Annotated in this window: 21 protein-coding genes, 1 tRNA gene and 1 pseudogene; 14 read left to right on the top strand and 9 right to left on the bottom strand. The window is 38.9% G+C overall.

What is annotated here, in order from left to right:
* The 4 genes and pseudogenes from HJC33_RS17220 to HJC33_RS01230 all read left to right on the top strand — a co-directional run.
* A pseudogene (locus HJC33_RS17220) lies at nucleotides 1–221 on the top strand (hypothetical protein); the annotation flags it as partial.
* Nucleotides 218–445, top strand: a complete 228-nt coding sequence (locus tag HJC33_RS01240) for a hypothetical protein (RefSeq protein WP_171656966.1) — start codon at nucleotides 218–220, stop codon at nucleotides 443–445. The pseudogene HJC33_RS17220 and the gene HJC33_RS01240, both read left to right, overlap by 4 nt.
* A gap of 258 nt (nucleotides 446–703) precedes the next feature.
* Nucleotides 704–1,417 (top strand): hypothetical protein, encoded by a 714-nt coding sequence (locus HJC33_RS01235; RefSeq protein WP_171656965.1) that lies wholly within the window; start codon nucleotides 704–706, stop codon nucleotides 1,415–1,417.
* A 178-nt stretch (nucleotides 1,418–1,595) separates the two neighbouring features.
* Nucleotides 1,596–3,257, top strand: coding sequence for a serine hydrolase domain-containing protein (locus HJC33_RS01230; RefSeq protein WP_171656964.1), 1,662 nt, complete (start codon nucleotides 1,596–1,598; stop codon nucleotides 3,255–3,257).
* 83 nt (nucleotides 3,258–3,340) lie between these two features.
* Here HJC33_RS01230 and HJC33_RS01225 read toward each other — a convergent pair.
* Nucleotides 3,341–3,413, bottom strand: a tRNA-Phe gene (locus HJC33_RS01225).
* Nucleotides 3,414–3,515: 102 nt separating this feature from the next.
* Between HJC33_RS01225 and HJC33_RS01220 the strand changes: the two genes are divergently transcribed.
* From HJC33_RS01220 to HJC33_RS01190, 7 genes are all read left to right on the top strand, one after another.
* Complete coding sequence (locus HJC33_RS01220) at nucleotides 3,516–4,244, top strand: type III pantothenate kinase (RefSeq protein WP_171656963.1); 729 nt, start codon at nucleotides 3,516–3,518, stop codon at nucleotides 4,242–4,244.
* Nucleotides 4,245–5,510 (top strand): BamG family beta-barrel-assembly machinery protein, encoded by a 1,266-nt coding sequence (locus tag HJC33_RS01215; protein WP_171656962.1) that lies wholly within the window; start codon nucleotides 4,245–4,247, stop codon nucleotides 5,508–5,510.
* Between the two features lie 101 nt (nucleotides 5,511–5,611).
* Nucleotides 5,612–6,985 (top strand): tetratricopeptide repeat protein, encoded by a 1,374-nt coding sequence (locus HJC33_RS01210; protein WP_171656961.1) that lies wholly within the window; start codon nucleotides 5,612–5,614, stop codon nucleotides 6,983–6,985.
* Nucleotide 6,986: 1 nt separating this feature from the next.
* Nucleotides 6,987–7,589, top strand: coding sequence for an LPS export ABC transporter periplasmic protein LptC (gene lptC, locus HJC33_RS01205; RefSeq protein WP_272620839.1), 603 nt, complete (start codon nucleotides 6,987–6,989; stop codon nucleotides 7,587–7,589).
* Nucleotide 7,590: 1 nt separating this feature from the next.
* A complete protein-coding gene (locus tag HJC33_RS01200; RefSeq protein ID WP_171656960.1) occupies nucleotides 7,591–7,794 on the top strand; it encodes a hypothetical protein in 204 nt (67 codons plus the stop codon).
* Nucleotides 7,795–7,796: 2 nt separating this feature from the next.
* Entirely contained in the window at nucleotides 7,797–9,086 is a 1,290-nt protein-coding gene (locus HJC33_RS01195; protein ID WP_171656959.1) for a hemolysin family protein, read from the top strand.
* 84 nt (nucleotides 9,087–9,170) lie between these two features.
* A complete protein-coding gene (locus HJC33_RS01190) occupies nucleotides 9,171–11,303 on the top strand; it encodes a peptidylprolyl isomerase (RefSeq protein WP_171656958.1) in 2,133 nt (710 codons plus the stop codon).
* Nucleotides 11,304–11,349: 46 nt separating this feature from the next.
* Here the strand turns inward: HJC33_RS01190 and bla are convergent, their stop codons facing one another.
* Genes bla through HJC33_RS01175 form a run of 3 tightly spaced genes read right to left on the bottom strand, consistent with a single transcriptional unit; the run spans nucleotide 11,350 to nucleotide 14,314 of the window.
* The gene (gene bla / locus HJC33_RS01185; protein WP_171656957.1) at nucleotides 11,350–12,084 is read right to left on the bottom strand and encodes a subclass B1 metallo-beta-lactamase; all 735 of its coding nucleotides are present in this window, start codon (nucleotides 12,082–12,084) and stop codon (nucleotides 11,350–11,352) included.
* Complete coding sequence (locus tag HJC33_RS01180) at nucleotides 12,081–12,998, bottom strand: GYDIA family GHMP kinase (protein ID WP_171656956.1); 918 nt, start codon at nucleotides 12,996–12,998, stop codon at nucleotides 12,081–12,083. Before HJC33_RS01180 ends, bla begins: the two co-directional genes overlap by 4 nt.
* Nucleotides 12,998–14,314 (bottom strand): hydroxymethylglutaryl-CoA reductase, degradative, encoded by a 1,317-nt coding sequence (locus HJC33_RS01175; protein WP_171656955.1) that lies wholly within the window; start codon nucleotides 14,312–14,314, stop codon nucleotides 12,998–13,000. The genes HJC33_RS01180 and HJC33_RS01175 overlap by 1 nt, the downstream gene beginning before the upstream one ends.
* A 176-nt stretch (nucleotides 14,315–14,490) precedes the next feature.
* Between HJC33_RS01175 and HJC33_RS01170 the strand changes: the two genes are divergently transcribed.
* Nucleotides 14,491–16,689 (top strand): S9 family peptidase, encoded by a 2,199-nt coding sequence (locus HJC33_RS01170; RefSeq protein ID WP_171656954.1) that lies wholly within the window; start codon nucleotides 14,491–14,493, stop codon nucleotides 16,687–16,689.
* A gap of 17 nt (nucleotides 16,690–16,706) precedes the next feature.
* Nucleotides 16,707–18,239, top strand: coding sequence for a peptide MFS transporter (locus HJC33_RS01165; RefSeq protein WP_171656953.1), 1,533 nt, complete (start codon nucleotides 16,707–16,709; stop codon nucleotides 18,237–18,239).
* Here the strand turns inward: HJC33_RS01165 and HJC33_RS01160 are convergent.
* From HJC33_RS01160 to surE, 5 genes are all read right to left on the bottom strand, one after another.
* Nucleotides 18,233–20,089, bottom strand: coding sequence for a ComEC/Rec2 family competence protein (locus HJC33_RS01160; RefSeq protein WP_171656952.1), 1,857 nt, complete (start codon nucleotides 20,087–20,089; stop codon nucleotides 18,233–18,235). The two genes, HJC33_RS01165 and HJC33_RS01160, sit on opposite strands and share 7 nt — an antisense overlap.
* 171 nt (nucleotides 20,090–20,260) lie before the next feature.
* Nucleotides 20,261–20,803 carry a C40 family peptidase gene (locus HJC33_RS01155; protein ID WP_171656951.1) on the bottom strand — a complete coding sequence of 181 codons (543 nt, stop codon included), beginning with the start codon at nucleotides 20,801–20,803 and terminating at the stop codon, nucleotides 20,261–20,263.
* A 34-nt stretch (nucleotides 20,804–20,837) separates the two neighbouring features.
* On the bottom strand, nucleotides 20,838–21,947 hold the full coding sequence (gene lpxB, locus HJC33_RS01150; protein WP_171656950.1) for a lipid-A-disaccharide synthase: 1,110 nt from the start codon (nucleotides 21,945–21,947) through the stop codon (nucleotides 20,838–20,840).
* Nucleotides 21,948–21,969: 22 nt separating this feature from the next.
* On the bottom strand, nucleotides 21,970–22,257 hold the full coding sequence (locus tag HJC33_RS01145; protein WP_171656949.1) for a hypothetical protein: 288 nt from the start codon (nucleotides 22,255–22,257) through the stop codon (nucleotides 21,970–21,972).
* Nucleotides 22,254–23,027 (bottom strand): 5'/3'-nucleotidase SurE, encoded by a 774-nt coding sequence (surE, locus tag HJC33_RS01140; RefSeq protein WP_171656948.1) that lies wholly within the window; start codon nucleotides 23,025–23,027, stop codon nucleotides 22,254–22,256. Before surE ends, HJC33_RS01145 begins: the two co-directional genes overlap by 4 nt.
* A gap of 202 nt (nucleotides 23,028–23,229) precedes the next feature.
* Between surE and HJC33_RS01135 the strand changes: the two genes are divergently transcribed.
* The gene (locus HJC33_RS01135; protein ID WP_171656947.1) at nucleotides 23,230–25,404 is read left to right on the top strand and encodes a carboxy terminal-processing peptidase; all 2,175 of its coding nucleotides are present in this window, start codon (nucleotides 23,230–23,232) and stop codon (nucleotides 25,402–25,404) included.
* The last annotated feature ends 12 nt before the right edge of the window (nucleotides 25,405–25,416 follow it).

The following is a 25,416-nucleotide window of genomic DNA, read 5'->3' as shown; positions in this document are numbered from 1 at the left end:
GCATTCATGAAACAAACCAGATGAAAAAAAGGAATATAGATTTGAAGGTTGGAGGTGTCTTTTTTATGCTTACAATCACCTTCATTGTAATAGCAATGACCAATAAGTCTTTCTTTGATTGGGTTTTTGAACGACATCATAATCAATGGAGTTGGTATTTAAGGCCATTGTTTTTACTTCCATTTTGCTATTATGCGTATAAAAAAACTTCACTGGAATGATGATTTCCGTATTCGCCTTATTTACAAGTATGTTTTGGTTTCCCAAACCCGAAATTGTAAGTGAAAATGTGAAAGATTTTTTAGAATTTGAGCAAACAATTACTGATCCTGACGATTCCAGTTTCATTTGTGGCACTGGGATTGGCCTTTTGGAAACGGAGTTTGATAATGGGAATTGGCGTGATGGTTCTAATGGCTACGGGAAAAATGGTATGGAGTACTGAAAATGCAGTTAAATCAGCAAAATCAATTTTAATTCCAGCGATAGTTGGACTATTTATTTGTTGCAGTCTGATGTATTATGGATTTAAAAGACTGGATAAGAAATAACGAAATGCACAAGGTTTTTATATAACAGTGTTTTGAGTGCCTATGTGAACCGCTTTTCCAGTCAAATAAATTATATTGTCTATCTGAAAAGTAGCTGCAAAAATTTCTCTACTGCACATACACAGGGTCATTGTGCTAAATTTGTATAAAAAATGAATAACACCAGATATAAATCCTTTCTAAAAATCGCTGGAATTTGTTCTGTTCTTGGAGCGGTAACCACCAGTTTATTGATATTCCTGCCAAATCCAGTAGCTTCAGATTTTGAATCTCAAACTTTGCTTTTTGAGAACAAATTGTATTTGACCAAACTTTGGATATTATTTATCCATCCCCAGGTAAACATAATTGCAAGTTTAGGAATTGCTTATCTTCTTTTAAGAAAATACCCTGCACAAATGATAATAGGTAGCTTATTCTTGTTGGTCTGGGCCTATACTGAAATGTCTCAACAATCCTTATTGATAGACACGTTAAATCAAATATGGAGACCTAACTATGTAGATGCTGAAGGTGAGATTGCCAAAAATATGTTCAAGTCATTGATCAATGCGGCAAACGGAATTTCTGACAGCAAGTATTTCTTGGTCATTTATGGTTTTGGGTTGGGTTCGTTGTTATTTGGTACCGCACTCATTCAGGAAAATGGACTTGCAAGATGGATAGGTGCTTCTCTTTTATTTATTGGAATACTAAGTCTTTGTTCATTTATAAGATATTATCTGGGAGTTACTTTTTTGAATAAACCTGTAAATTGGGCTTATGAATGGGTCTATTCCTATCTACAGCCAATTGTTAGGATTGCTATTGGAATTTGGATATTTAAAGAGATAAAAGCTGAGCATAACAAAAATAGCTATAAGTAATTGCTTGTTCTTCTGCTTCCACGGTTCTTGCAGACGCGCCATTCAAAGTGTTTGATTGTCTGTTTTTATTGGACAGATTAAATGATACAGCTTCAATATGCTTACTTCTCGAATCATTTCTACAGCAAAAATTGTACGTTCTATGTGCTTGCGCTATCTTGAGAAAAAATAGCCCTTAATGACAAAGCACGTATCATTTTTCCTCCTATTTTTTGCAATGCTATGTTCCTTTCAGTCCAAAGCCCAACTGGACGATGGGCAGGCCCAAAAAATAGATAGACTCTTTAGGTTATGGAATGAGCCAAACCACCCTGGTGGAGCCATTGCTATTGCCAAAGATGGAAAGACTGTTTTTTCGCGAGCCTATGGCTTGGCCTCTTTGGAATATTTGGTGCCCAATGCACCGGGAACAATTTTTAATACGGGTTCTGTGTCCAAACAGTTCACCGCTATGGGAATAGTGCGCTTGGAGGAACAGGGTAAACTGTCGTTTGATGATGATATTCATACATATGTTCCTGAGTTGCCCAACTTTGGGGAGACCATAACCATAAGACAGATGCTTCATCATACCAGCGGACTCAGAAGTCTACACGCACTTTTTGCACTGGCGGGATGGAGAAGGGATGATTCACGCACCAATGCAGATTTAGATAGGATTATTTTAAATCAAAAGGGCCTCAATTTTAAACCAGGCTCTGAATACCTGTACTGCAATACAGGATACATGCTCATGGCCAATATCATTGAGAACATCACTAATGAGCCTTTTAAGGATTGGATGAAGCAACATATTTTTGATGAGTTGGATATGCCGCAAACCTATGTGGAAGATTTATATAGTAGGGTTGTGCCCAACAATGCCACTTCGTACTACGGGAAAGGCAATTTTGAAAGGGCTGTGGAATATTGGGGCTATGTAGGGTCTGGAAACATGCATGCAACAACTGCAGATTTGCTAAAGTGGCTTTCCAATTTTCATGCCCCCAAAAAAGGTTGGGAGTCATCTTTTCAAAAAATGCAGACTTTGGATCCATTCAATGATGGGAGTAAGAACAACTATGCTTTTGGAGTCATTCTAGACCAACACTTGGGGAGAAAGCGAATTAAACATGGGGGTTCAATAGGCGGATTTCGAGCTTATATAGCTTCTTATCCAGGTGAAAAGCTGGACATTGCAGTGTTGACAAATTTTTCTTCTGGAAATCCAGCCGGGAATGCGGATAAAATAGCGGCAATTATTTTTGGGGACAGTAAATCGGAGGGGACTCCCAATGCTGAGATACAGTCGGTAAAATTGACCAATGATAAACTACGGGATTTTGAAGGGACTTATTGGAACGACAGAGAAAAGTATGCCCGTAAAATTTATTTGAAAAACGATACCCTCAGATATTCACGGTCAGAAATAGATGAAACACCGATCATTCCCGTGAAGAGAAATGCCTTTAAAATGTATGATGTTGGGGCAGATGTTTCGGTTGTGTTTGATTCCAAAAAAAACGGAGAGCAAATGATGGTATCCGTAGGGGAAGAGTCCCCATCAATTTTTGATATGGTGAAGTTTGTTGAAGTCGATAATGAAGCGTTAAAGGAATATGTAGGGGCTTATTATAGCACGGAGGTGGAAACTGCATATACCATTTCTGTAAAAGATGGCGAGATTGAAATGTATCATCCAAGACATGGCAGTATTCCTTTGAAGGTGTTGTTTCTGGATACGTTATCAGGAGACTGGCCCATTGGAACCGTTCAGATTAAAAGAAATCCAAAAGGAGAGGTTTCAGGAATTCTAATTTCCAATGGAAGGGTACGGAATGCTTGGTTCGAAAAACAGTAAATGAATAAGTTACTATTTGTTTGAGAAGATTCTTGGCAAATGAGATAAAACAAAAAACCCAGCTTTTCTGCTGGGTTTGTTTGTGGTACCTCCAGGAATCGAACCAGGGACACACGGATTTTCAGTCCGTTGCTCTACCAACTGAGCTAAGGTACCATGCTTAAATAAAGCGGGTGCAAATATAATTTCAAAATTAGGATATACAAACAAAAACCAGAAAAAAGGCACGGGTTTTTTTTAATTCTCCATCTTTGTAGCATGAACTTGGTGATAGACATCGGCAATACCTTAATAAAGTATGCGGTTTTTGAAAACCATACACTGCTTTTGTATCAAAGCTCAGAATCTGGACTCTTTCTATCCAAGGTCAAGGAACTTTTTGAACAATTCCCCAAAATAGAACATGCCCTCATTTCTTCAGTAGGCAGTTTGGAACATAAAGAAAGGGATATTGTCTCGCTCTTTTGTAAAGTGCATGTGTTGACGCATGAGTCCAAAGTTCCTTTTAAAAATAGCTATGCTACACCTCATACTTTGGGAATGGACAGGGTAGCTCTGGCCACGGCCGCTTTTTATGAAAATCCTAGAGGTAATACTTTGGTGATAGATGCAGGGACATGTATTACGTATGATATGGTGAACGATGCAGGGGAATATATCGGAGGTGCCATTTCACCAGGAGTCCATATGCGTTATAAAGCTATGCACAATCAAACTGCGGGCTTACCATTGCTTCAACCAGAAGAGGTTTTGGATTTCATTGGTAACTCCACAAATACCAGTATGCACAGCGGCGTAATCAATGGCGTTTCCCAAGAAGTGGATGGCATAATTGACCAATACCGATCTCGCTTTCAAGATTTAACAGTTATTTTAACAGGCGGAGACTCCCATTTTTTTGCCAAAAAGCTAAAAAACACCATATTTGCGAATTCTAAATTCCTGCTGAAGGGGCTTAATTGCTTGCTGGAATACAACAAACGTTAGATGGTTAGGAAATTTTTGATTGCTATTTTTTGCGTGGCCGCGCATGGCCTTTTTGCGCAAAACGGTACAATATCACCATATTCTTATTTTGGAGTGGGAGACTTGAGAAATAATGGAACCGTAGACAACCAAATGATGGGGGGGATTAGTATGTATGCCGATAGCATTCATATTAACCTGAGCAATCCAGCCGCTTATTCCAAACTTAAGCTTACAACGTATACTGCAGGACTTTCCCATACGGAGTACAGGCTTAAAGACTTTACAGAACAACAAAATGTTGCATCTACCAATCTTGACTATTTGTCCATTGGTTTTCCATTGGCTAAAAAAGTAGGAGTTGGGATTGGGATTATGCCTTTGTCCTCTGTGGGTTATAATCTCCGCAATGATAACACCAATAGCGATGATGCAGAGGTCATCAATATTTTCAATGGTGATGGTGGGTTGAACAGACTTTATGCTTCCATAGGATTTGAGCCTATTAAAAACCTTAGTTTAGGGGTCACTGCCAATTTTAACTTTGGGACTCTGGAATATGAGAGAATCCAGAGTGTAGAAGATGTGCAATTGGGAACTGTGGACCGGCGTGAATCCAGGGTCAACGGTTACGATTTCAACTACGCTTTGAACTATACGCCTACATTTAAAAATAAATACACCCTCTACACCTCTATTTTGGTGAATACACAAGGTAATCTCGTTTCCAAAAATTCTGAGGTATTAGGTTCCTTTTCTTTGGTGACTGGCCAGGACATAGAAGTGGTCAATGTTGATTTGGACGCCACGAACCTTAGAAATACAGAGTTGAAAATTCCTACCAGAACAACAGTGGGTTTAGGTTTTGGCGAAAACAAAAAATGGTTTTTGGGTGGAGAATATAGTTTTCAGCAATTCAGTGATTTCAAAAATGATTTTTTAGGGATAGAAAATGTAACCTATAATGATGCAAGTACAATGGCATTTGGGGGGTATTACATTCCAGATTATCGCTCGCTATCAAGTTATTTTAAAAGGATTACCTATAGGGCCGGATTGCGTTATGAGGTAAGCGGAGTGGAGGTGAACAACAAAGAAATAAACAACTTTGGCATAACTTTTGGATTTGGTTTGCCGTTGGGTAATTCTTTCTCCAATCTAAACCTAGGATTCGAATTGGGAAGAAGAGGAACTACCGCAGCAAACCTAGTTGAGGAGAGCTATTTTAAATTTAACGTAGGCTTATCCTTAAATGACAGATGGTTTATTAAAAGAAAAATAAATTGATGGCAGTTTTTTTGAATAATCATAAATAACCACTCATATAATTTTCTTTAAGATGTTTTTTTAATGAAAATTTGTACATTAACCACTTTAAAATTAGTAAGATGAAGAAGAAACACTACTTAACGATGATAGCGGTCTTTATGTCGGTTGGATTAAGTATGGCCCAAGCACAAAACCCTGAGTGCATGACCAATCTTTCCATTTACGCAGAACACGCAAAAGTAAAAAATTACGATGCAGCTTATGAACCATGGAAAATGGTATATGAAAGCTGCCCGGATATCAACAAGGCCAATTTCTCTTATGGAGAGAAAATATTGAAGCACAAGATTAAAAATTCTTCTGGTGCGGATAAGGACGGTTATATCCAAGATTTAATGTCTTTGTTTGACAATAGCTTGAAGTATTTTCCAAACAAATTCTCAAAAGCTGGTGTTGCCATAGATAAAGCCCTTTTATCTTATGACAATAAAATGTCTTCTGATGAGCAACTATATGATATGTTGGGCAAAGCTTTTAAGGAAGATAAAGCGAACTTCAAAAATCCAAAAGCACTATACCTGTACTTCTCAAGCTTGGTTGATTTGCATGAGGCGGGTAAAAAAGACCTTCAAGAAGTGTTTGATGTATATGATGATGTAACTGAAAAAGTAGAGGCTGAAAATAAAAAACTTACATCTGCACTTCAAAAACTTTTGGAAAAGGAAGATGCTGGAACAGCTTTGACTTCCAAAGAAAAAAAGTATAAGAAAGTATACGAGACCAATTCCAAGTCTTACGGTCAAATCGCGGCCAGTATAGATTCTAAATTGGGAGCTTTGGCTGATTGTGACAACCTAATTCCTTTATACGAAAAGAGTTATGAAGAGAAAAAAGGAGATGTGAATTGGGTGAAGCGTGCCGTAGGTAGAATGTTCTCCAAAGAATGTACAGATGATCCTATGTTCAGAAAATTGTTTGAAGCACAATTGGCTTTAGATCCTTCTGCGGATGCTTATGTGTATGGAGGTACCCTAAAACAAAAAGCTGGGGATAGCAAAGGAGCTGTTGCTGACTTTAACAAAGCTGTGGAATTGGAAACCGATCCGTACAGAAAATCCAATATCCTATACAAAATTGCCACAACAGTTAGAAGAAGTAGTAAGGCCCAAGCTAGAAACTATGCACAAAAGGCAATCAATGCCAATCCATCCAACGGAAAAGCATATTTGTTAATTGCCAATTTATATGCTACCAGTGCAAATGCTTGTGGAAGTACTCCTTTTGAAAAGAGAGCAATTTACTGGAAAGCTGCCGAAATGGCTAGAAAAGCAGGAAGGGTAGATCCATCCCTAAGTAGTAGAGCCAATAAATCTGCGGCAAGTTATAATGCAAAAGCCCCAACTAAAGAGATGATTTTCAGCTCTGGTATGGCAGGAAAATCTGTAACTTTCAGTTGCTGGGTAGGAGGTAGCGTTAAAGTGCCTAGTCTATAAGGTGAAGCGGATATCCAAAAATAGTTTAAAGTGTTTTGCCACGGTTTTTACCGTGGCAATGCTTTTTATGTCCTGTGGAGATAATTATCAGCGAGTTGGGGAAGAAGCCGTAAAACCGGTTTTTCCGCAAGGAGTGGCCCAAAACTTTACACTTACTTATACAGAAACCATAAAGGAGCTCAGCACACAAGACTCATCCGGCTCTAGAGTGATTGCAGTGCTTACAAGTCCCATTACAGAAGACTATGATAACCTTAGCTTCAAGTTTCGTACCTTTCCAGAAGGGCTTAAAGTGGATTTTTTTGATGAGAAAAATCAAAAAAGTGTCATTACAGCAGATTACGGTATTGTGTATTCACAGACCAACTTGATAGATTTGCAGGGCAATGTGGTCATTGAAAGTCATGATGGTAAAAAACTGGAAACTCCTCAATTGTTCTATGATCGAAAGAACAACTGGATTTTTACAGAAGAAACTTTTACCTATACAAATCCTGAAGATGGTACTGTCATGGATGGAGAGGGGATGGATTTCAACAAAGACTTCAGTTTTTTTAAGGCCCATAAAACCTATGGTTTAATGACCATCAAAGAAGAAGAATAGCATGATCAAAATTTTACGATACACAGAATACCTATACTTGGCAGTGGCTGCCGTTTCCATATATAAAATTGCAGCCCTTTGGAGTGTGGATCCCAAGGAAACCTATATCTTTATTTTCTTTGCGGTAGTTTCAATCGCCATGTTTGCCTTCAGAAGAAGATATCGCAAACGGTTTGAACAACGACAAAAGGATAATCAACAATAGCATTGGATTCCGCGCTGTTAATAATTGTACTTTCTTTACTGTTCTCAGCTTTTTTTTCTGGAATGGAAATAGCCTTTGTTTCCGCCAACAAGATCCATATTGAGATAGAAAAAAAGCAAGAAGGGCTTTTGGCCAAAGTATTGACTTGGCTTACAGAGAAACCCTCCAAGTTTATAGCCACCATGCTTATTGGCAACAATATTGCGCTGGTGATTTACGGGCTTTTCATGGGTGATGTGCTCATGAATTGGTTCCAAGGGTTGGTTCCTACAAATTCAGAGTTTCTAAATTCAATGCTTACGGATTTTAGTTTGTTGTCGCAGACTATCATTTCCACTTTAATTATTTTGCTTACGGCGGAGTTTCTGCCCAAGGTCCTATTTCAGATTTATTCCAACACCCTATTGAAGGTATTGGCGGTTCCAGCCTATTTCTTCTATATTCTGTTTTCCTTCATTTCGTGGTTTGTCATCAAGGTTTCTGACTTTATCCTTCGTGTATTTTTCAAAACTGAAGGAGACGAGGTGCAATTGGCTTTCACTAAGCTCGAATTGGGTGATTATATTACCGAACAAATGGAAACGGTGGAAGAAGAGGATGAGGTGGACTCTGAAATTCAAATATTTCAGAATGCATTGGAGTTTTCCACGGTAAAGGCCCGGGAGGTAATGGTGCCCCGCACGGAGATTACCGCTGTGGATATTGGCGAGACCCCAAAAAATCTGACCAAACTCTTTACTGAAACTGGGTACTCCAAAATTTTGGTGTATAAGGAAACCATAGATGAAATTATTGGTTATGTGCATTCCTACGAACTCTTTAAAAAACCAAAGACCATAAAGAGCATTCTATTGCCGGTGGAATTTGTTCCCGAAACCATGATGATTCAGGATATTCTTAACGTGCTCACCAAAAAAAGGAAGAGTATGGCCGTGGTTTTGGATGAATATGGGGGAACCTCGGGGATTTTGACCGTAGAGGACATTGTTGAGGAATTATTTGGCGAAATTGAAGATGAGCACGATTCCACAGATCTGCATGAAGAACAGCTCAGTGAGAACGTATACAAGTTTTCTGCCCGTTTGGAAGTGGACTACATCAACGAGAACTATAAACTGGAACTTCCCGAAAGTGAAGAATACGAAACCCTTGGAGGGTTGATCGTAAATGAAACAGGAGATATTCCAGAACAGGATTCAGAAGTGAAACTGGATAATTTTACCTTCCATATTTTGGAGGTTTCCAATACAAAAATTGATTTGGTAAGCTTACGGGTTCATCCTGAGGATTAACAATTTCCAGTGCTTTTTAAGCTTTCCTATTTGAAAAGAAAATGGTATTTTCGCCCACTGAAATTATAGAAAACAAGCAGTAAAATGGCAATATTAGAGAATATTAGAAAACGAACAACAGTACTGATACTGATTATCGGTTTGGCGTTGTTCGCATTTGTAATATCCGGGGTCTTCACCAGTAACGATTTTGGCGGTGCAAAAGTGGGTTCCTCGGTGGCAGAGGTAAATGGGGAGAATATTTCCATTGATGACTTTAGAAAAGAGGTGGAGACTGCTTCCAGAAGGTATGGTCCCAATTTTTCTTCCATGCAGTTGGTAAACACTGTGTATGACCAAGAAATAAGAAAAACAATCTTGGATCAGCAATTTGAAGATTTGGGAATTGAAGTAGAGAGTGACCAAATTGTAGAATTTGTAAGAACTTCTGGGTATGCTCAGATTCCAGATTTTCAGGATGAAAACGGAATTTTTAATGAAGAGGTATTTAAAAGTGCCATTGCAGACTGGAAGGTTAATGATCCTTTGCGTTATGATGCTTGGTTGCAAGATGAAAAAGCCATTATCCAATCAGCCAAAGAACGCCTGTATTTCAATTTGATCAAAGGTGGCGCGGGAGCTACATTGACAGAAGGTGAGTTCGACTATAAGTTGACTAATGACAAGGTGGATATTCAGTATGTGCGTGTACCGTACAGCACTATCGCTGATAGTACCATACAAGTATCCAAAACTCAAATTCAATCTTATGTGAGCAATCACCAAAAAGAATTTGAACAAGAAAAAGCTAGAGATATCAGATTTGTATACTTTGAAGAGAAGCCTTCAGCTGAAGACGAGAAAAATGTAGAAGATGCAGTGGTGGCTTTATTGAGCGATTCTGTTGAATATATTCAGGAAAGAAATACTACGGATACCATTTCTGGTTTTAGAAACACCACTGATATGGCTGCTTTCTTGGACAGAAATTCTGATGAGAAATTTGATACTATCTACAAAGCCAAAAAAGATTTGCCATCTATTGTGGCAGATACTTTATTGGCATTGAATGTTGGAGATGTTTACGGTCCTTACCGTGATGGAGATTCCTTCAAGGTTTCCAAAATTATGGGGAAAAAAGCAAATGGGACAGTTAAATCCAGTCATATTCTGATTGCATACGAAGGATCCCTTGAAGGCAATACAGCTATTAAAAGAACCAAAGAGGAAGCTGAGGCAAAAGCCAAGGAGATTTTGGCTGAAGCTAAAAAAGAGGAAACTATATTTGCAGTGCTTGCTAAAGAAAATTCAGATGATTTACAAACTGCCCAAAGAGGTGGTGATATAGGGTACTATCAGGAAGGTGTGAGTAGGCCTCTTGTAGATGAATATACTAAATTCTTAAATGAAAATGCTAAGGATAATATAGACCTTGTCGAAACTAAATACGGTTTCCATGTCATTAAGATTGATGACAAGCAGGATATCGTTCAAGTTGCTACACTTGCTAGAGAAATCGCTCCTTCAGAAGAAACTATCAACACACTGTTTACAGATGCTACAAAATTTGAAATGTCGGCTTTGGATGCAGATGCAGATGCTTTTGGGACTATTGCAAAAGAAGAGGGCTTTTCTGTAAGACCAGTTAACAAAATCAAGGAAATGGATGAGAACCTTCCTGGTCTTGATTCACAACGTGGGGTTGTTCAGTGGGCTTTCAACGAAGATACTAAGGTGGGAGATATCAAACGTTTCAATGTAAATAATGGTTACGCCATTGTGCAGCTTACCAAAAAATACAAGAAAGGATTAATGTCTCCAGAGGATGCTTCCGCGACAGCTTTGCCTAAAATCAGAAAGGAACTTAAAGCAGAGCAGATTATTGCCGCAAATCAAGGTAAGACCATGGAAGCTATTGCTTCAGATAACAATATTAGCTTAAGTAGTGCGACTTCTGTGGGCATAAAATCCCCTACTATTCCTGGTGCTGGTAGAGAACCATTGGTTGTGGGGACGGCTTTTGCCTTGGATAAGGATCAAACTTCTGGTTTAATTGAAGGAGAGACAGGTGTGTTCATGATCAAGACCACCAGAAAAACCGAAGGTCCTAAATTGGATAATTTCAGCACCTATGCCAACAACTTAAAAAGTAGTGCGGCCAATAGAGTGAATACAGCGGTTTACAACGCACTTAAAGACGATGCTGACATAGAAGATATGCGTGCTACTTTTTACTAGAAAGTAGTAAAGATATAGAGCAAAAAAGCCCCTTTAAGGGGCTTTTTTAGTTTTCTTGAAAAAGTTCTATGGTAAAATCAAGAAGTTCCCTGCCTCCTGTTTTACCGTGTCCAGGTACTACTATCCGAGCTTCTGGATATTTGGATTTAACCTTGGAGACAGTTTGAGACCATTCAGCCGTATTGGCATCGGCCAAGTTTCCTTTTCCGGCTCCCAAGGACTTCATCAAACAACCTCCAAAAAGAACTTGATCTTTGGGAAAATAGCCAATAATATTGTCCGCAGTATGTCCCTCGCCCAAATAATCCAATATGATTTTTTCCTTTCCAATTTGGATTTCCAATGAGTTTTTAAACCCATTTTGAGGTAACTCTCCGTTTTTTTCGGAAACTAATGCGATTGTCTTTTCGTTGGCATAGGAAGGAATATTTTTGGCATGAAATGCGCTCAAACCTCCCAAACAATCATCATGGAAGTGAGTGGCAACAATAGCTTTTACCTTGGATTTTAACTCCTTTTCAATCCAATGGATTAAATCATTCGAGATGGGGTCGTCAATTGCGGTATCAAAAATAATGGCTTCACCGTGGTCAATTACAACCAGACCGTTACAGCCTACCTTGCCCCAAGTATCAGTTTCTAGATAGGTTATATGTTGAAAAGTTTGAGGGGAAAGCTGTGTGATATTAAAGGTTTCGCTTTCGTGGCTAATTAGATTTCCGGAGGTTTTGCAGTTCAAAAAAGTGAATAGACAGCATCCTAAAATAATGGATTTTTTCATGTTGATGATAAGAGCATTTTGGAGAATAAAATATGAGTTCTATATCCCTTGTCATAAAAATAGCTCAAAGTTTTTTCATTTCCCGTAACCATGATAAAATCCCCGCCCCAAGCACCCAAACTTTTAATTGCTCCGGGATAATCACTAAATAACTTGGACTTTATAGTAGGAACACCTAAGATTTTAGATAACAATATCTCGTGTTTTTCCATTAAATCTTCAAATTCTTCTAAAGAAGAAGCCGAAATCATTTGTTGGGTGATCAAAGAAACATCTTGAATCAATCTTTCTTTGTTAAACTCTTTTGTTTTATAACTGGCAATGGCCTTTTTGCTGCTCTGCTTTTGATTGAGATAAATAAAATAAAGAGACTCTTTAAAGGAGGGCTCAAAGTTCACTTTTGCCACATGGGGCGTGCCTTCTCTTAGTTGGTAGGTAATAGGAGTGTTGTGCTGGGCACAGGCAATGTCATAACCACTTCCACCAAAGGCATTCCATAATAATTGATAGGCATCCACTTCTGCCCATTGCGCCAAATTATTGATGAGGGTAGAAGAGGTTCCCAGTCCCCAATCTCTTGGAAAATCTAGTTTAGTCTCCACTTGTACTCCAAGTGAGCCCAGAAGAAAATCGGGATTTTGTCGTTTGGCTTCCAAGAGTAATCCCGACAAGGTTTTTGATGCTTCTTTATCCGAAGATGAAATTACCTCAAAATGCTTCAAATCAAACTCAGCTTGAAACCAGATTTCGTTTTTTTCATTAAGACTTTTCCAGTGTAATGCTTTGATGTTATTTGAAGTGATTTTAAGGGATTGTCCGTATTTTGTGGGTATGGCAAGTCCCATGGCACCATCTAAGATGGCATACTCCCCAGAGAGCAACAATTTGCCATTGCTGTAAAACTCTTTCTTCATTAGTTGGATTGCATCTTTTCCAAGGCTTCCTTTACGGCTGCATTGGTCACGGTTTGGTCTTTGAAGTACTCCACCAACTGTTTCTTTTCATGCTCCGAAGCACCCATTTGGTTGAGCATGTTCAGTAAATGCATTTTCATGTGCCCTTTTTGGATTCCGGTGGTCACCAAAGAACGAAGCGCAGCAAAGTTCTGTGCAAGTCCGGCCACTGCCACAATTTGCATCAATTCTTTTGCCGAAGGATTTTGAAGAATTTCCAAAGCCAACTTCACCATGGGATGTAAAGAGGTTAGTCCACCTACAGTACCCAGTGCTAAAGGAACTTCAATCCAAAATTTAAAAACACCATCTTCAATGGCTGCATGGGTCAAGCTGGAATAGGTTCCTTCCTTGGCTGCATAGGCGTGAACACCGGCTTCAATGGCCCTGAAATCATTACCAGTGGCAAGAACTACGGCATCAATGCCGTTCATCACCCCTTTGTTATGGGTTACAGCTCTAAACGGTTCCACTTTGGCGATATGTACCGCCTGTACCATTTTTTCAGCAAATTCTTCTGATGAAATATCTTGCTCTTTCAAATCTGAAACGGGACAACTGACCTCGGCCTTTACCAAACAATTGGGGACATAATTGGACAAAATGCTCATGACCACCTCAATATCCTTTTCTTCTGCCGTAAAATTTTCGTGAACACTTGCTTTTTCTTTAAGTGTTTTGGCGAATTGCTCCAAACATGAATTGATGAAATTGGCACCCATGGCATCCAACGTCTCAAAAGTGCAGTGCAATTGATAGTAGTTGTTGATTTTATCAGTTTGATTTCTAAGTTCAACAGTTTTGATGCCCCCACCACGTTTTTCCATGTTTTTGGTGATAGATGAGGTACTTGCTAGAAGTGTTGGTTTTAGGTCATCAAAGAATCGGTTGAGTTTTTGTGCATCACCATGATACATAAAATGTACTTGACCTACCTTTTCTGTACCAAGAATTTCTGTTTTGAATCCGCCGCGTGTTAACCAATATTTTGCTGCCTTACTGGCTGCGGCCACCACAGAGCTCTCTTCAATGGCCATGGGAATGGCATATAACTTGTTGTTGATTAAAAAATTAGGAGCTATTGCAAATGGCAAATAGTAGTTGGAAAGCGTATTTTCTATAAACTCATCATGCAGTTTCTGAACCTCGAAGTCGGTATTCCAATACCGTTCCAATAGCTGTTTTGTGGCTTTGGCATCCTTGGTGCAGTTATTGGCTATCCAATCTATTTTTTCTGCTTTGGAAAGTCTTGAAAACCCTTCAACGGGAGTATCCATAGTGCTTGGTTAAAGGATTCAAATATACGGATAATGGCACTTTGGTCTCAATCCCCCAAAGCTTGAAGAATTTTCTTCAGATTTATGGCTTAATTAGTGTTACAATTGTAACACTAAAGTTTATTTTTTGGATAAATATTAGTAAACTTGACAGTTTTTAATCAATTTTTGACTTCATGAATAAACAGTTCCTCCTGTTCTTATCCATTTTTGGATTTTTAACGCTTGCAACTGCTCAACAGAAAAAAATCACCCTCGAGGAAATCTGGAGAGGAGAATTTAGAACAGAATACATGGATGTACTTCGTTCCATGAAAAATGGCAAGCAGTACACCATTCTAAATTTCAATCGTTCATCACAATCAAGTAGTTTGGATAAATACGATTATGAATCTCTTGCAAAAGTGGAAACCATTGTAACTTCTTCGGATGACATTCCGTTTTTTACATCTTACACGTTTAGTGATGATGAATCAAAGGTGATTTTAGCCACTGAGATTGAACCCATATTTAGACATTCACGTCTTGGGATTTATTATGTATACGATGTGGACTCCAAAGCTCTGGTTAAAATTTCTGATGTCAAAATACAAGAACCTTCACTTTCTCCTGATGGTACAAAGGTGGCCTATGTATTGGACAATAATCTTTACATTTTCGATATCGCATCCGAATCAACCCAACAACTAACCAAAGATGGCAGCAAAGGAACCATTATTAATGGGGTTACGGACTGGGTTTATGAAGAAGAGTTTGCATTTGTACGAGCATTTGAATGGAACAGTGATGGTACCAAAATCGCTTTTTTACGTTTTGATGAAACCAATGTGCCCAATTTTTCAATGGATTTTTACGGAACGGGTCTATATCCCTTTCAATATGAGTTTAAGTATCCCAAAGCTGGTGAGGAAAATTCCAAAGTGACCTTACACATGCTTGATGTACAATCGGGGAACATTTCTAATGTGGATTTAGGGAATGCTTATTACATTCCAAGGATCAAATGGATGAACAATCCTGATCATTTAAGTGTGCAGACCATCAACAGGCATCAGAATCATTTAAAACTACATTCGGTAAACGCCAAGGATAACACCGTATCATTATTATTGGAAGAAAAGGACAAAGCTTATGTGGATATCGATGATGATTTAACCTTCTTGGACGATGACAGTTTTATTTGGACGAGTGAAGTGGATGGATACAATCATCTATACTTACACAAAAAAGATGGTAAGCTCAAGAACCAAATCACAACAGGTCCATGGGAGGTAACTTCATACTACGGATACGATGAAACCAATGATAAAATCTACTATCAATCTGTTGAAAATGGTTCTATTAATCGAGATGTGTATAGTATTTCAAGCTCTGGGAAACATAAAAAAAGGTTGAGTAGTAAAGAAGGAACAAATTCAGCAGCTTTTAGTACAGATTATACCTACTATATCAACACGTTCTCCAGCGCCACCACACCTTACGAGTTTACTTTGCACAAGGTGGCAGAAGGGAAGAAAATAAAGGATGCTAAAACAAACAACGAATTGGTTTCCAAAGGAAGATTGATAAAAGACAATGCCGCTCTATTTAGCAAGTTGAAAGGTTATGAGATGGTTCCCAAAGAATTTTCCACCATTAACATTAATGGAAACGACCTGAACATGTGGATGCTGAAGCCAAAGGATTTTGATCCCAACAAGAAATATCCGTTGTTAATGTTCCAATATAGCGGTCCTGGCTCTCAACAAGTGGCTAATAGATGGATGGGCAGTAATGATTACTGGCATGAAATGTTGGCTTCTGAAGGATATATTGTAGTATGTGTGGATGGAAGGGGAACCGGTTATAAGGGGCGTGACTTTAAAAAAGTAACCTACCTTAATTTGGTGAAATATGAAACGGAAGATCAGATTGCTGCTGCCAAAAAATTAAGCGAACTGCCCTATGTGGATGAAAATAGGACAGGAATTTGGGGATGGAGCTTTGGCGGACATATGAGTACCAACTGCATATTGAAAGGCAACGATACGTTTGAAATGGCTATTGCCGTTGCTCCGGTTACTTCATGGAGGTTTTACGATACCATTTACACCGAAAGGTTTATGAGAACTCCGCAGGAGAACCCAGAAGGATATGACAATGAGTCTCCATTCAACTATCCAGAACTATTGAAAGGCAAGTATTTGTTGGTACACGGTTCTGGGGATGATAATGTTCATGTACAGAATACCATGCGCATGGTTGAAGCATTGGTGCAGGCCAACAAGCAATTTGACTGGGCCATTTACCCCGACAAAAATCATGGTATTTATGGTGGCAACACAAGATTGCACTTGTTCACCAAGATGACCAACTTCATCAAAGAAAATTTGTAACCAAACTTTAAAAATATATGTCAGATATTGTAAAACCAGCCCATGAAAAGACCCTTTTGGGTCACCCGCAAGGCCTCTTTTACCTCTTTTTTGCCGAATTGTGGGAACGCTTCAGTTTCTACGGAATGCGTGCTTTGCTCACGCTCTACATGGTCAATGTTATATTTGAAGCTTTATCTACAAGAGATTACGCGGCGGCGGCAGTATATGCTTCCTATGGCTCCATGGTATATGCCTCTACGGTAATTGGCGGAAAAATATCAGACTCTATTTTAGGAATGCGTTCCTCCATATTCTTGGGAGGTATTTTAATGGCTTTAGGTCATTTTGTGCTAGCTATTGAAAACAATATGGCTTTCTTTTTGGCTCTGGCTTTTATAATTGTAGGCAATGGTTTTTTCAAACCTAACATATCCACATTTGTAGGGACGCTATACAAGGATGGGGACCCTAGAAAAGACTCTGGGTTCACCATATTTTATATGGGAATCAATATAGGAGGGTTTATCTCTCCATTGCTTTGTGGTTGGTTGGGTCAGGCCTATGGATGGCACTACGGTTTTGGTTTGGCCGGTATTGGTATGTTGACCGGACTTCTGTTCTTCTGGAGTGGAATTAAAAAGAATGTATTTGGAGAAGGAGGTAAACCACCTAGTATGGAAGTATACCAAAAAAAGGTTTTAGGTTTGCCACAACATAATTTGGTTAAGCTATTGGCTTTTTTATCCGCTCCGTTGGTTGCCTTTTTGCTCTATTCATATAAGTCACTTGGAGAAGAAGGTACTGCATTTGGAGATATCAATATTGTTAATCTGCTGTTTTATTTAATTGGTATTGCTGTGATTGTTTACATGGCAACCATTATGATCAAAGCTACAGCTGATGAACGGAAAAAGCTTTTTATGGCTTTGTTGATCACCTTTTTCATGACCATTTTTTGGGGATTTCATGAATTGCATGGAAGTGTAATTACTTTATTTGCGGCACGAAATGTGAATCTTTCGCTTATTAACGCTAGCCAAACCAACGCTTTGAACTCCATGTTCATTGTTATTCTCTCCATTCCTATATCTATCATGTGGACCAAGTTGGCAAAGATGAAATTAAACCCTAGAACCCCTTATAAATTTGGTATGGGCTTGGTATGGGCTGGATTAGCTTTTTATGTGGTTTCTTTAAGTGGAGCAAGTGCTGATGAAAATGGAATGGTGCCTTTTTCGTATTTGTTAATGCTTTATTTCTTGATTTCTGTTGGAGAATTATTCATGTCGCCCGTTGGGCTTTCCAAAATAACGGACTTGTCTCCGAAACGTATCGTGGCCTTTATGATGGGAGTTTGGTTCCTTTCTTCGGCCTACGCTTTTCAAATAGTAGGGTTTATCTCTAAACAGTTGGCTATAGAAAGTGATGACAGTAATGTTGGTGGTTTTGATACCTTGCATGTCTATTTAGATGGCTTCAGTCTTATTGCAAAATACGCTTTGGTAGCTGGTATAGTTGTTTTGGTTTTTGGACCTCTTATGAAAAAATTGATGGGCAACGTTCATTGATTTTTGCTCATCTCGAAAATATAAAATCCCTTTTCGCGTGTATCGTGAAAGGGGATTTCTTTTTCAACACAGGTCTTTTTCCAGCGGGAGACATAACTTTTATAATTACTGCCATCAACAAGGACCATTTTAGGTTGAATGGAATCCAACAAACGCTCCAAGTTGATTTTTGGGGATTGGGTCAAGAGTACATAATCCAATTGTTGGGTTTCAGGATAAATCCCCAGACTATCCATAATGTATAGTATTTTACCTTGAATTGTATAGTTGTTTTTTAGTGTATGGGAAGAAGAAGATTGGATTCGCTCTGCAATGGAATAATTGGTTGTAATACGATTAAGATTTGAAGTGTCATGGGCATGAATATTTAAATTTTGACCTGTTTGATGTAGTAAAACCGTGTTTTTAGTTTGGTGGAGAAGAATAAGATTTTCTTTTTGACTAAGTTGATATTGTTCCCAAACGGCCCAAGTTTGAAGTGCAATGATTCCAATTGAAAGTACTAAGGCAGTTTTCCATCTGGGTTTGGATAGGAAAACGACCAATGCGATAAGCGTCAAATAACCCAAAATCAATTGAAAGCCATCAAAAGGGATATCTTTTATGATAAAACCCTCTTGCTGTGCCACCCAACCAATTATAGTATTCATTGTTTTGATGACCCAGTTGTAACCTTGAACTAAAAAAGAGGGTAGCAAATTGAACAGAGCCAATGTAATGGTAAGAATGCCCATTCCCAAAATCAAACCCAAAAAGGGAATGACGAGAAGATTGGAAACAAAGAACAGTGCAGGAAATTGATGAAAATAAAACAGGCTAATAGGTAGAACGCCTAACTGTGCTGCAATGCTTACCGAAAGTAACTGCCAAGCTTTTCTGATGACAAAATTATCGGGGAACCAGAACCGTTGCAGTTTGGGATATATCCAGACGATGGACAAAACCGCGGCATAACTCATTTGAAATCCAACCTGAAAAAGCATCAAGGGCTGTATCAAAAGAATGAAAAACATGGACAAGGCCACAATGTTGAACGAATTGGTAGGCCGGTTCAGGTATAGTGCGTAGGCCAGAAAAGTGAACATGGTCACTGCTCGTACAATGGAAGGAGAAAGTCCAGCTATAAAAGCGTACCCCCATAACAATAGTACAATAAGCAATAATTTGAGAGTTTTACCTTTAGGTAATCGTTCTAAAGGGGACAAAACAAATTGTAAAATCAAGAGCAAGATGCCCACATGCAGTCCCGATACCGCCAAAATATGCACTGCTCCAGCGTTGGTGTAATTGTTATAAGTGCTTTCAGAAATATCATCTCTTTCTCCTAACAACAATGCTTGAATTACACCAAGTTCATCTTTTCCGAACGATTCTTGCTTTAATTTTGAAATGATATGTTCCCTAGCATTTGTGGCTATGCCCAACAAAGTCCAAGAGGGATTATCCAGAACCAAAATTGACTTTTTATCTGTCTGGATTTGATGAAAAATGCCCAGTTTCTTCAGATAATCTTTATAATTGAATTGATGTGGATTCAGTGGTGGTTTGATGTCTTCCACATTGGAGGATACGTACAATTCTTCATCCACATGGTACTTTGATTGCATTGCATCAATAGGAACACTTAAAATCAGCTTTCCATGGCATTTTTGATTATCCTTTGCGATTACTTGTGCCACATAACGTTGGGAAAAAGAATTGGACTTCATGACTTCCCGCACTTTTAAGTGCCATGAACTTTTCTTGCTCAAATCATGATGGGAATAATGATTTTTTAACCCTGTAGAAATCTGTATACCTACCACAAAAACGCCAACAAGTACGGTTATTAGTGCGGTGGTGATTTTCAAAATAAGGAAATCCTTCTCGTGATTGTTTGACTTTCAATCCATAGAAAACCAGCAGCAAAACCAATAGGGTAATGACAGAGATTTGTGGGGTTATTTCAAAATAAAAGCCCAGCAGAATACCTACAATAAGGTATAGCGTCAATCGAATTGACACAAAATCAAAAACGCGCATTAAAGAATACGCATGGCTTTAACAAAAGCATAGTTCCAATACCCTTCCCGTAGGGAAGACACCAAAACGCCTCTGGAGGTTGTGGCGTGAATAAATTTTACATCGTCACCTTTTACATCTACCACTAATCCTACATGGTTGATACGGTTTCCACTTTTGCTGGTCTTGAAAAAGAGAAGATCTCCTTTTTGAACTTGCCTCACTTTTATGGGTTGTCCTTCGCGGGCCATGAGGTAAGAAGTTCGGGGAAATGCAATGTCATTTTCCTGTAATGCAACATAGATCAATCCAGAGCAATCCATACCTCTTTTGGTAGTGCCCCCATATTTGTATCGCGTTCCGGAAAAAGTCATGGCCGTGGAAATAATGGCCTCTGCCTTGTTGTTTTTTCGTTCTTCCTTTCTGGATTTTCGGGAAGATGTGTCTTCGGTGGACCCCTCTACCGAAACGGTTCGGGTCTTGCTGTAGGTACGTTTTCTTTTGCCCGGCCCACAGGCCACTACGGCAAAAAACAATAGTAAGAAAAGGGTTTTTTTAAGCATCCAAGAAATAGTTTTACATTCTCGGAAGCTAAATCTAAGCATTTTTGACGATTAATTGGGCCGCCAATTGACTGGCGCCTTTTCCGCCCAATTTTTTCTTTAGTGTTTTGTAGTCGGTCAAGATGCGTTTCCTGTTTTCTCCTTCAATTATTTTTGATAGTTCAACCTTTAGGTTTTTGGAAGTTAATTCATTTTGAATCAATTCTTTGACAACTTCTTTGCCCATAATTAAATTCACCAGTGAAATGAAATCCAATGTAATGATTCGCTTGGCAATTTGATAAGAAATCCAATTTCCTTTGTAGCACACCACTTGAGGGATTTCAAAAAGAGCTGTTTCCAAAGTCGCGGTTCCGCTGGTGACCAATGCAGCATGCGAATGTTTCAATAATGAATAGGTCTGGTTGGATACAAAACTTACATTTCCGTTCAAAAAAGAAGTGTAAAAAACATCTGGAAGGCTCGGGGCGCCGGCGATTACAAATTGATAATCGGCAAAATCCTTTTGTACGGAGAGCATTATCGACAACATCTTTTGTACTTCTTGTCGTCTGCTACCAGGAAGTAATGCAATGATTGGTTTTTGTGGGTCAAGATTGTTTTCACTTCGGAAGGTAGCTTCGTCTGCAAGTTCAGTATTCTCTATGGCATCAATCAATGGATGGCCTACAAAATTTACGGGGTAACCATGTTTTTTTTCATAAAACTCTTTTTCAAAAGGAAGGATCACGTACATGCTGTCAATATCCCTTTTGATTTTTTTGATTCTACCCTCCCGTGACGCCCATATTTGTGGAGAGATGTAGTAATTGGTTTTAAAGCCCTGTTTCTTGGCCCATTTGGCAATGCGAAGGTTAAATCCTGAAAAATCAATAAAAATGACGATATCCGGATTAAACTTTTGAATGTCTTCTTTACAAAATGCAATGTTTTTAAAAATGGTTGGGATGTTCTTGATGACCTCCAAAAACCCCATAAAGGCCATTTCTTTATAGTGTTTGGCCAATTGTCCTCCAGCATTTTGCATTAAATCACCACCCCAACAACGAATTTGCGCCTCTTCATCCTCTTTTATAAGAGCTTTGATGAGGTTGGAACCATGCAGGTCTCCAGAGGCTTCACCGGCTATGATGTAGTACTTCATGGGCTATTTGCTGATGGCAGGTTTATCCAAATACTTTATAGAACAAAATAATCAAAGCGGTCAACAAGGTTGCAATCATTACTCCTCTTGCCCTGTGTTCCCTTTTTATTCGAAGGAAACCAAAGAATGCCAAAAGATTCAATATGGCTCCCAACGCAAGCAAACTACCCAAATACCCTTGGCTTTTGGCAGCTTGGAAAGTCTCCAAAATACCTAAATCTGAAAAAAGAAGAATGTAAATTAGGGTTCCGAAGGTGTTCGCAATAATACCTACCAAAAAACCAATCAATATTTCTTTTCTGTTGTTCATTCTAAATTCCAGTTATTTATTTGATGTATGGCATGGTGCGCAGTAAGGTCAAACTGTGTTGGAACTACCGAAATGTAGTCTTGTGCCAATGCCCATTCGTCTGTGTCCTCGCCCTTATCTAAAAGTTCAAATTCGCCGGTCAGCCAATAATAGTTTTTACCAGATGGACTTGTACGTTCGTCAAATTGCTCTTTCCAATTACCTCTGGCCTGTCTACAAACTTTAACGCCCTTGGGCTTATCAGAAGTTCTTGGAATGTTTACGTTTAGTACGGTCCCTTTGGGAATGCCATTGTTTAGAGCTTCCAAAACTATTTTTTTGATAGAGGACAGGGCAGGCTCAAAATTGGCTTCCCAAGAATAATCGCATAAAGAAAAACCAATAGCGGGTATTCCCTCAATTCCAGCTTCAATGGCAGCGCTCATGGTGCCAGAGTAAATAACATTGATAGAAGAATTGGCTCCATGATTGATTCCACTCACGCAGATGTCAGGTTTTCTGTCCAAAATGACGCGTAGCGCCAATTTTACGCAATCCGCTGGAGTTCCACTGCAGCTATATTCCGTTGGGGCTCCTTCATTTTGGTCAATGACCACTTTTTTGGAAAACAAGGTGCTATCAACAGTAATAGCGTGCCCCATTCCAGATTGCGGACTATCTGGTGCCACTACAACGACATCCCCAATCTCTTTCATAATCTTGATCAGAGCCCTAAGTCCAGGAGCTGTGATTCCATCATCATTGGTAACCAGAATGAGTGGTTTTTCCATGTTGTATAATTAATGGCGTAAAAATACGTTTTTCATAAGGATATGGAGCCTAGGCCGTTTAACAAAAAATTAAATGGTATCTACAGGACTGGCACGGTTTTTTCAGTATCTTAGGGAATCCATATAACTAGAAACTACGGATGACGTAATGAAGATTTGGCAGTATATGGTCAGATAAATTCGCTCCCACAAAGAAAAATTTATGAAAAAGAACTTCATATTGGCGCTATTAATAATACTTGTAGCAGTGGCGTCCTGCAGTTTTACCAACAAATCTTTTGAAAACGACGACAAGGATAAATTGTTGTTGGATCTGATTACCTACGTATTGGAACGTGGACATTATGAACCTAAGGATTTGAATGACAATTTCAGCTCCAATGTTTTTGATGATTTTATTGATATCCTTGATCCTACAAAAAGATATTTTTTGCAAAGTGATATTCGTGAATTTGAGAAATACAGATTCATGATTGATGATGAAATTCGTAATACGGATATTACATTCTTCAATGTAGTGTATCAACGTTTAATGAAGCGTATGGATGAGGCAAAAGAGATTTATACTGAAGTCTTGACCAAACCTTTTGATTATACCATTGATGAGACCATCAATATTGATTACAAAAACCAAGAGTTTGCGGCTAATAAAAAACAATTGAAAGAACGCTGGAGAAAACAGCTGAAATACAATACATTGGCTGTTTTTGAAAACAAGGTGGAAAACAAAATAGTGGAAATTCAGCAGTCTGTAGGTGATGAAATTGCTTCACAATCCTATTCGTTCAGTGCAATTCCCATGAAAGTTAATAAACAGTTGACGGAAGAAGAGGCTAGGGAAAATACCAAGAATACCTTGAATGAATTTTTCGATTTCATTGACGATTTAGATCGTCAAGATTGGTTTGTGCAATACATTAATACCATAGTTGAAGAGTTTGATCCCCACACTTTCTATTTTGCTCCTGACGACAAAGAAAAATTTGACATCGGAATGTCTGGTAAATTTGAGGGGATTGGAGCTCGTTTGCAGAAAAAACCAGAAGGAGCCAAAATAGTTGAAATCATCTCTGGAGGTCCCGTATGGAGAGAGCAAAGCCTTGAAGTAGGCGATGAAATATTAAAAGTGGGCCAAGATGGAGATGAACCAACAGACATTGTTGGTATGCGATTGGACGATGCCATCAAATTGATAAAAGGCCCTAAAGGAACCATTGTGGACCTTACCGTTAGAAAGGTTGATGGTACCATTGAGGAGGTTTCAATTACGCGCGATGTTGTGGAGTTGGAGGAATCTTACGCCAAATCGGCAACCATTGAAAAAGATGACAATAAATTTGGTTTGATCAATCTACCCAAGTTTTATGTAGATTTTGAGGATTATACTGAAAGAAATGCAGCCACCGATGTTGCCAAAGAAGTAGAGCGTTTAAAAGAAGAAGGCGTTGAAGGAATTGTACTTGATTTAAGAGATAATGGAGGAGGTTCCCTAAAAACTGTTGTGGAAATGGCCGGGTTGTTCATCAAAGATGGGCCAATTGTGCAGGTACGCTCATCAGGTCAGCGTAAAGAAGTGCATGAAGACAAGGATGAACGCATTCAGTGGGATGGTCCCTTGGTAATATTGGTGAACGAACTTTCTGCCTCTGCCTCGGAAATTTTGGCTGCTGCTATGCAGGATTATAAAAGAGCCGTAGTCATTGGAAGTAAGCAAACTTTTGGAAAAGGAACCGTACAAAATGTAATTCCTTTGGATAATATCGTGCGAAGCAATGAGCATGGTGACTTGGGAGCCATAAAACTGACCACTCAGAAATTTTACAGGATCAATGGGGGTTCAACCCAGTTGGAAGGTGTAAAGAGCGACATTGTTGTTCCGGACAAATACAGCTATATCGATTTGGGTGAGCGTGATCAAGAAAACCCACTGGGGTGGGATAAAATTACTCCGGCGGATTATGAAGCTTGGGATGGTTATATCGATTTTGAAACCACCGTGTCCAATAGCAAGAAAAGGATGGCCAACAATGCTCAGATCAAATTGATTGAGGAGAATGCTAAATGGTTGAAAGAGCAACAGGATGAAACAATTATTTCCCTGAGCTATGATTCTTACGTTAAGAAGGGAGACGAAGCCAAAAAGCGTTCAGAGAAATTCAATAGCTTAAGGGATTATGACTCTAAGCTTACCTTCCAATCTCTAAAATACGAAACGGAATTGTTTACCCAAGATTCAGTGCTTCGTGAGAAAAGGGACAGATGGCACAAAAATTTAGCTAAAGATATTTATGTTGAAGAAGCGGTAAATGTGTTGAAAGACCTTCAATTGAACAATATCAAGAGCACTGAGCGTAAGTTAGCTAGTGTAAAGGGATAATTCAATTGTCTC

It is taken from the genome of Flagellimonas amphidinii, assembly GCF_013090115.1.
In the GTDB taxonomy this organism is placed as follows: Bacteria; Bacteroidota; Bacteroidia; order Flavobacteriales; family Flavobacteriaceae; genus Flagellimonas; species Flagellimonas amphidinii.
The sequence above is the reverse complement of the archived record's forward strand: the minus strand, read 5'-3'. Positions and strand labels throughout refer to the sequence as shown.